The organism is Streptomyces viridochromogenes (assembly GCF_001270495.1).
Lineage (GTDB): Bacteria > Actinomycetota > Actinomycetes > Streptomycetales > Streptomycetaceae > Streptomyces > Streptomyces viridochromogenes_A.
This window is the reverse complement of sequence record NZ_LGUR01000071.1, coordinates 1-2,940: the sequence shown is the minus strand read 5'-3', so window position 1 is coordinate 2,940 and position 2,940 is coordinate 1. Positions and strand designations below refer to the sequence as shown.

Here is a 2,940-nt window from a genome sequence, read left to right as displayed (position 1 = left end):
CCGCGGGCGAGGTCGGTCAGGTCGTACAGCACCGTCGGTGGGCGGCTGGTGTGCACGGTGCGGGTGATCAGTCCACCGGTTTCGAGGTCGCGCAGGGTCTGCGCGAGCATCTTGTCGCTGACGCCGCCGGCCCGTCGGCGCAGCTCGGACCAGCGTTGCGGGCCGTCGATGAGATCGACCAGGACCAGGGCGGCCCACCGGGCGGTGACCAGGTCGAACAGCTGCCTGCCGGGGCAGGCGGGATTGCGGACGTTGCCTCGCGTGCTTTCCTGCACGTGCTCACCTCACCTAAAGGTATGTACTTCCCTTGAGAAAGTAACTCGGTCAGAGTGAGTGAGCCAACCGCTGATCGTCAAGGAGTACCCGTGGTAACCGACGTTGCCGTGACTCGTGCCGTGAACACCGTGACGGTGCTCGGCGGCCCCACCGCGCTGATCCGCCTGGCCGGCTGGACGCTGCTGACCGACCCGACCTTCGACGCCGCCGGCACCGAATATCAGGACGGCCCGGTCCCGGTGCGCAAGACCGCCGGCCCGGCACTGAAGCCCGCCCAACTGCCCGCTCTCGACGCCGCCCTGGTCAGCCACACCGGGCATCTGGACAACCTCGACACCGCCGGGCGTGCGGTGGCCTCCGGCGCCTCGGAGGTGTTCACCACCGTCGCCGGCGCCGAGGATCTCGGGGGCGCGGCCGTCGGCCTGGAGCCCTGGCAGACCCGGACCCTGTCGAAGCCGGGCCGCACGCCGCTGAACATCACCGCGGTCCCCGCCCGCCACGGTCCCGTCGGCACCGAGGACCTCACCGGTCCGGTCACCGGCTTCCTCCTGCACACCGACGACGGCTCCACGCCGAGCGTGTACGTCTCCGGTGACACCGTTGACCTGGACGCGATGAGCGACCTGGCCGGCCGGTACCGCGTCGACGTGGCGCTGCTGCACCTGGGCGCGGCGGGCTTCGAGGCATTCGGTGACGTACGGCTGTCGCTGACCGCGGTCCAGGCCGTCGAGGCCCGCCGCCTGCTCGGCGACCCCCTCGTGGTGGCCGTGCACGCCGAGGGCTGGGCGCATTACACCGAAGACCGCAGCCACGTCCAGCAGACCTTCGACGCCGCCGGCGTCCCGCTGCACTGGCCCACCCCCGGCGAGCCCGTCACCCTGCCCGACCCGCACACCCGCTGACACCTCACCCAGTGCCGCCGCCGGCACACCAACCCGCTCCTTCTAGGCCAGCGGAGACGCGGGAGCGGCTGCGGTCACCGCACTGTACGAGGGCCTCGCCATCGTGCCGGACAGGATCATCAGCGCGCACGACAGCGCCCGGCAGTTTCTGGGGCTGACGCCCTGGGGCTGACGCCGCGCACCACCGGCCAATGGCTCACATGGTTCGGCCTGTAGCCGACCCGCCCGTCCGCAACGAAGAAACGAAAAGAAAAGGAAAGAACATGAAGCCGGAAGTCCTGCACGAGCGCTTCGCCCAGTACCTCAAGGACCAGGACCTCGACGGACTGGGTTCCCTGTTCGCCGAAGATGCCATGTTCGTACCGGGACCGGGGCAGGAGCCCGTCTTCGGCAGGGAAAGCATCAAGGAGGCGCTGAAGCCCTACCTCGCCTCGCCCAGCACCATGGAGGTGGTGGCCACGTCGGTCCATCAGAACGGCGACCTGGCGATGGTCCAGCCGTCCTGGCGGATCACGAGCGAGGACGGCACCGTGGAAGGAAAGGCGATCGAGGTGATGAAGAGGACGAGCGAGGGGAACTGGCTCTACATCATCGACAACCCCTACGGCGTCTGATTCTCGTCATCCCGGCATCACCGTCGGGCAACGGAACCTCGCCACGGCAACGGCGGCCGTATCGACGTTCTCGATGCGGCCCCCGCTGCACTGGCCCACCCCGGGCCGGCCCCTCACCCTGCCGGACCCGCACACCCGCTGACACCTCACCGCTGATACCTCACCCGGTGCCGCCGCCGGCGCACCGGCCCGCTCCTTCTAGGCCAACGGAGACGCGGGAGCGGCTGCGGTCACCGCACTGCATGAGGGCCTCGCCACTGTGCCGGACAGGATGATCAGCGTGCACGACAGCGCCCGGCAGTTTCTGGGGCTGACGCCGCGCACCACCGGTCAATGGCACACGCAGATCGGCCTGTAGCCGACCCGCCCGTCCGCAACGAAGAAACGAAAAGAAAAGGAAAGAACATGAAGCCGGAAATCGTGCACGAGCGCTTCGCCCAGTACCTCAAGTGGGTTCCCTGTTCGACGAAGATGCCATGTTCGTACCGGGACCGGGACAGGAGCCGGTCTACGGCAGAGAAGGCATCAAGGAAGCGCTGAAGCCCTACCTCGCCTCGCCCGGCACCTTTGAGATGGGGGCCGCGTCGGTCCATCAGAACGGCGACCTGGCGATGGTCCAGGTGCCCTGGCGGATCACGAGCGAGGACGGCACCCTGGAAGGAAAGTCGGTCGAGGTGATGAAGAGGACGAGCGAGGGGGACTGGGTCTACATCATCGAAAACCCCTACGGCGTCTGATTCTCGTCATCCCGGCATCACCGTCGGGCGACGGAACCCCGTCACCGCAGCGGCGGCCGCATCGACTTTCTCGATGCGGCCGCCGCTTGCTTTCCGGCGTCGGTGACACGGTCATGATCCGGTGTGGTCCGGGCGCGGTTGGCCGGTGAGGGTGCGCAGGTCTTCGACGTGGCGTTGTGCGGTGAAGGCTCCGCTGCCGGCGGCGAACAGGCTGGTGCCGGCGAAGTCCACGCGGGCACCGGCTGTCACGGCGCCGGGGAAAGCGGTGCCGGTGAACCGCCGGTACAGCAGTGCTTCGCCGGTGCCGACGGGGGTGAGTCGTTCGATGGTGTGCCGGCCGTCGGGAAACGCCGTGGCCAGTGCGGTCAGCAGCATGACAAGGACGTCGCGGTCGCTGGCTTCGTCGCCGAA

The 2,940-nt window shown here is 68.6% G+C and carries 5 protein-coding genes; 3 read left to right on the top strand and 2 right to left on the bottom strand.

The window, feature by feature from the left end:
* A partial coding sequence (locus tag ADK36_RS08830; protein ID WP_053196941.1) for a winged helix-turn-helix transcriptional regulator occupies positions 1 to 275 on the bottom strand: 275 nt, incomplete at its 3' end.
* 90 nt (positions 276 to 365) lie between these two features.
* Between ADK36_RS08830 and ADK36_RS08825 the strand changes: the two genes are divergently transcribed.
* From ADK36_RS08825 to ADK36_RS08815, 3 genes are all read left to right on the top strand, one after another.
* Entirely contained in the window at positions 366 to 1,178 is an 813-nt protein-coding gene (locus ADK36_RS08825; protein ID WP_053196939.1) for an MBL fold metallo-hydrolase, read from the top strand.
* A 263-nt stretch (positions 1,179 to 1,441) separates the two neighbouring features.
* A complete protein-coding gene (locus tag ADK36_RS08820) occupies positions 1,442 to 1,792 on the top strand; it encodes a YybH family protein (RefSeq protein ID WP_053196938.1) in 351 nt (116 codons plus the stop codon).
* Between the two features lie 476 nt (positions 1,793 to 2,268).
* Positions 2,269 to 2,529, top strand: coding sequence for a YybH family protein (locus tag ADK36_RS08815; protein ID WP_234329725.1), 261 nt, complete (start codon positions 2,269 to 2,271; stop codon positions 2,527 to 2,529).
* Positions 2,530 to 2,640: 111 nt separating this feature from the next.
* Here ADK36_RS08815 and ADK36_RS08810 read toward each other — a convergent pair.
* Positions 2,641 to 2,940 (bottom strand): hypothetical protein (locus tag ADK36_RS08810; protein ID WP_159391101.1); only part of this gene is annotated, 300 nt, incomplete at its 5' end.

What these genes read in the sequence shown, in the direction of transcription:
- ADK36_RS08820 (WP_053196938.1), top strand. Translation starts at nt 1,442, where the DNA reads ATGAAGCCGGAAGTCCTGCACGAGCGCTTCGCCCAGTACCTCAAGGAC.
- ADK36_RS08815 (WP_234329725.1), top strand. Translation starts at nt 2,269, where the DNA reads ATGTTCGTACCGGGACCGGGACAGGAGCCGGTCTACGGCAGAGAAGGC.